The organism is Kaistia terrae, assembly GCF_026344005.1.
GTDB lineage: Bacteria > Pseudomonadota > Alphaproteobacteria > Rhizobiales > Kaistiaceae > Kaistia > Kaistia terrae.
On the sequence record NZ_JAPKNH010000028.1, the window covers coordinates 1 to 4,419 of the forward strand.

The 4,419-nt window shown below is 58.2% G+C and carries 4 protein-coding genes and 1 pseudogene; 4 read left to right on the forward strand and 1 reads right to left on the reverse strand.

Annotated features, from left to right (window positions below):
• The 3 genes from OSH12_RS26110 to OSH12_RS26120 all read left to right on the forward strand — a co-directional run.
• The coding region (locus OSH12_RS26110) for a hypothetical protein (protein ID WP_266346565.1) at positions 1–717 on the forward strand (717 nt) is incomplete at its 5' end.
• Positions 718–1,580: 863 nt separating this feature from the next.
• Positions 1,581–1,865 (forward strand): hypothetical protein, encoded by a 285-nt coding sequence (locus OSH12_RS26115; RefSeq protein WP_266346566.1) that lies wholly within the window; start codon positions 1,581–1,583, stop codon positions 1,863–1,865.
• Positions 1,866–2,146: 281 nt separating this feature from the next.
• Entirely contained in the window at positions 2,147–2,332 is a 186-nt protein-coding gene (locus OSH12_RS26120; protein ID WP_266346567.1) for a hypothetical protein, read from the forward strand.
• A gap of 77 nt (positions 2,333–2,409) precedes the next feature.
• Here the strand turns inward: OSH12_RS26120 and OSH12_RS26325 are convergent.
• Positions 2,410–2,640 (reverse strand): annotated as a pseudogene (locus OSH12_RS26325) (DUF982 domain-containing protein); the annotation flags it as partial.
• Positions 2,641–3,319: 679 nt separating this feature from the next.
• On the opposite strand from OSH12_RS26325, the gene OSH12_RS26125 reads away from it, so the two are divergent.
• Positions 3,320–4,419 (forward strand): GAF domain-containing protein (locus tag OSH12_RS26125; protein ID WP_266346568.1); only part of this gene is annotated, 1,100 nt, incomplete at its 3' end.

A 4,419-nucleotide genomic window follows, 5' to 3' on the forward strand; every position in this document is an offset into this window, starting at 1 on the left:
GCGATACCTAGGACGCCCATCTCTGAGCGCGCACGGAAGAAGGCCGAGGAGCTGACCGGCGTCGTCCATGAGGCAGAGCGGATCCTCCGCGGCGACATGTTCGCGGTCTATAGCCGAGATATCGCAACCGCTCTCGTTGCTCAGCTGGACGCGGCAGCAGATGTGGCCGGCCCCGTCCTGAACCAACTGCGAACCGGCGAAGCCAAGGCCACCACGGCCGAGATCAGTCAGCGCTTGGCGCTCGTCATCGGCTCGAACCCATCCACCGGCAAGGGTGACGCCGCCATCTACGGCCGAATGCTGGCCGAGCGGGTTGGTGCTCAAGAGCCGACAGTCGGCGCGCTCGAAGCCGCGTGCGTGCGCATCATGGACACCCAGACGTTCCTACCCTCGATAGCGGAAGTGCTCGCCGCCCTGAAATCGGAGGAAGCGCTGCAGGCTAGGTGGATCGCCTTGCTGTTGCGGCTGCCCGAGGCCCGCCAAGGCCTTCTCGATGCAATCGCCGCAGAAGAGCAGCGCACGCTCGAACGGCGCGCCAGCGTGAAGCGCACCATGCGTTGGCATATCGAGCGAGGCAGGCCCTTCCCGCCGCCACACACTGCCAACGAGCACGACATCGTGGCCGAGGTTCAGGCCGAGATGTCCCGCGATGGGGTAGCGCCCGGCAGCGTCCCCTTTGTCGAGGGCGACAGCTGGTGGAAGTCGGCGGGGAGTTAGCTAACGCTTCTGCGGGCCGAATGCTCGGCGTCGCGCTTGGATGCCCTAAAAAGCTGGACAATGAAATGAGTGGCAACGACCACACGATTTTCACGCTATTTGGTCACATCTGATTGAATAATAAGGACGCATTACCGCTCCTCAACTGAGGAATGGTGGTGATAATTTGCCAAAAAAACTTTGGCATGGGTCAATGATAACACTTACTCGTCGCGGCCTGACGCATAAATTATCATCGATTATTTTGTAGGGTCGTATGATATGCACAGATTGGCCAAATGATTTTCTCAAAAATACTGGATATGAATTTGACCAAGTTTGAATGGTTGCAGCCTTCGCTTGTCGGCGCTGCGGTCGGAGCAATCGCTCTCGCAGTTGTGGGCTTCACTTGGGGCGGTTGGGTTACTGGAGGCACCTCGCAGGCTCGTGCCGAAACATTAGCAACGACGCGGTTGGTTGGCGCGCTGACCCCACTTTGCATTGCTCAATCACAGGCTGACCCTCAAACGGCAGAGCGGATTGTGGCTCTCAAGGCTGCGTCGAGTTACCAACGCAGAGACCTTGTCCTCTCTAATGGATGGGCGACGCTTCCCGGAGCCAAAGAGGGGAATCGCGACGTCGCCGACGCCTGCCAAAAGAGTCTTTCGAGCTAGTTTTTTGGGCTCGTCCGGACAGAGCGAGAAGGGCACAGATCGCTTTGCCTATCTCGCTCGTTCGGAGAGCCCGTGACTAGTGCCGCCGGATGTTAAATGACTTCCCCTGACAGGCGGTGCATCTGCTGCACTTTGCCCTCGCGGCAATCCGTGCAAGTGCAACGATGCTGACGCCGCAATTCTTGGTACCAATGAAAGAAGAGGCGCTCCATGTATGGTCAAAAATTCGCCATCGGAGAGATAGTCGGCATGGCCCTAAACTCTCTCCCCAGCCCGAAGACCCAAGACCTGTTCCGGATTCTGGCGCGATACATTACCCTTGGAAAATCTCCCATCTACCGCATCCAGAACCTATTGGATCGGGGCGAACGCATGGTGAGCGAGGCCGAGCTATTGCAGCGTTACGCCGGCGCAAGCGCGGCTCCGAAGAGTTGCGATATTTTGCGTCTGCATCCGATGGGCATTCTGCGGTTTAGGTTGATCGAAAAGCCGTGACAGAGCAGACAACCGACTCCTCTGTGACATTCGCTCATCCGTTCCAACTTCCTGAGATGGATCGGCCTTACCCGGCAGGCACCTATGTGGTTCAGACCGATACCGAAGCGCTCAGCACGGTTTCTCAATTGGCATATCGACGAATTGCGACTCGGATAATACTGACGAGTGCGGGCAAGACGGAGGTACTGACGATCGACCCCAGAGACTTGGAAGTAGCAATCTTGCGTGACAAGTCCCTATAGAATTTCCGCACTCGAAATTACTAGGCAGAGATGCCCATGATTGATGACCTTGCCGTCTATGACGGCCGCGACTTCATCGGATCCACCCGGCGACGTGGCCCTCACGACTTTCTGGCGATGGGGCTCGATGGGAAGAAACTCGGAACCTTCCCCGACCAGGCGGGGGCGATGCATGCCGTCCGGGTAGCCGCCCAGCCCGCCGCCTCGGTAAACTCGGCGTGAGGCGTTGGCGCGACGAGCGGGTTTAGAGCTAACTGGTCTGCGTCTCGGCCGCCCTTTCCCGGCGCCAGAATTCCCGCCTCGTGTGCCGCCAGGACAAACGCCGCCTGAGCATCCATGGGGTTCCCATCGGCCTCCCATGCTGCCAGGCAGGCCGCAAGAGCCGCCCGCTTCAAATCGCTCGCGACGAATTCCTCTGGCCAATGGGTCAAAAGCAATCGAGTGGCGCGCACGGCATCAGCGACGTCCTGATAGTTGCCGCCATGCACTCGGACAAATACGGGTTCAAAATTTTGGGTCATAGCGTTCATATAGGGTGGCAGACCCTCTGCACGTAACTGGCCGCGATATGACTGGCAAAAAATCTTCGGGGCGGTGCTTTCAATAGGCGCACGTTGCGGCGATTGACCTAACCTCGGTCAATTCGACGAGGCGCGAAATTGCTTACATTTGTTGACATCGGCCGGCGTCGGAAATCCGGCTGCGAGGACAGGTTTTGACAGGTCGCAGGCATGGCGGAGGCCGGGATGCCGCTTCCCGAGTCAGGCCAAGCCGCTGGCGGCGTTCCGCATGGTGGCCGCCACCGGACAGCCGCCGCCTTACCAGAGCCTGCTGTGGGACTCCGCAGGCGATTTGCGCGCGACGCTGGTTTCGCTCCCACGTGCGTGCAGGTGCGCGGCGCGCGTCAGGCGGCTCTAAAGGCGCTTTGCCAATCGCGTGAATGTTCTCATTTGTTGACACCCCGCCCCCCGAATTTACGGGGCAGCCAGGAGGCGATCATGGCAGACGAACTCGCAGTTTATGACGGCCGCGACTTCATCGGATCCCCCCGGCGGCGTGGTCCTCACGACTTCGTGGCTATGGGCATCGACGGGAAGGACTTTGGCCGCTGTACAATGGCGTAGTAAAGTGGTCACGTGATTAAGCCTACGCCCCGGCAAACCGTGCGTCATTTTTAGTAATGACGCCCAATTTCGGATTCCCCCAGTTTTGAATGTTGAGATTGTCGGTTGCGACGCTGAACAAATTCATATCCCGGGCTCGATTCAGCCGGACGGTTTCATGCTCATAGCGCAGGTCACGACGAGATTGGTCGTTGGCTATGCTGGTCGAGACGATGCATTTATCAACGAAAACGTCTTGGGACTTTGCTTGGATGACGTCATCGACTTAGGGAGCCATTTGACGACGGACACGCTTCCATCCACCGGCACCAAAGTAATCGGTGACGTTTCGGTTGCCGGGAAGACAATGGACGCTGTGGTGTTCATTTCTGGCGAGTACCTGGTGGTCGAACTGACGGACAAGGACCCGCAGCACAGCTTGGACGCCTCCTTCCTTGCGGAGTTGCAAGCGGCAGGAAGCATTTTCGACAAGGCGTATTCGCTTCAAGAGCTGTGCCAACAAGCTTCCGAGGCATTTCAGGGCCTGACCGGCTATGGTCGCGTTCTGGTCTACCATTTCGTCGATGACGATGCAGGCGTGGTTGTCGGCGAGAGTATTGCCGACGCATCCTCAAGCTTCCTGAACCACCATTTCCCGGCGTCCGACATACCCAAGCAAGCAAGGGCACTCTACGTTCGCAATCGAGTGCGAGTCATTACCGATGTGAACTATGTCCCTGTGCCAATCGTCGGTATCGATCAAGGGCTAGCGGCGATAGATCTCAGCGACTCGATGCTTCGGAGCGTTTCTCCAATCCACATCCAGTATCTAAAGAACATGGGGGTGGCGGCGTCCGCGTCGATGTCGATTATCGTGGACGGGGTGCTGTGGGGCCTCGTGGCGTGCCACCACAATCAGCCGCGACCTATATCCCTTACTGCCAAGCTTGCTTGCCAAGCCTTGGCAAGCAGCCTGTCACGCCGGATTAAAGCTCGACAAGAGAATGAGCTATATCGAGAGCGGCCCCACCTTCGCTCCCAAGAGGATTTGATCCTCAGCTACTTTGGCGTCGACGACTCATTGCCAGAGTTCTTCGAAAAGGCAGGCGCAGATCTGGCGATGCTGATGCAGGCCACTGGCTTCGCGGCGCTGCAAGGCAGCAGCCTCCTTTTGTGGGGCAAGTGCCCTGATCCCATCGATGTGCG

Coding starts and splice junctions, on each gene's coding strand:
- OSH12_RS26115 (WP_266346566.1), top strand. CDS start 1,581: ATGTATGGTCAAAAATTCGCCATCGGAGAGATAGTCGGCATGGCCCTA.
- OSH12_RS26120 (WP_266346567.1), top strand. CDS start 2,147: ATGATTGATGACCTTGCCGTCTATGACGGCCGCGACTTCATCGGATCC.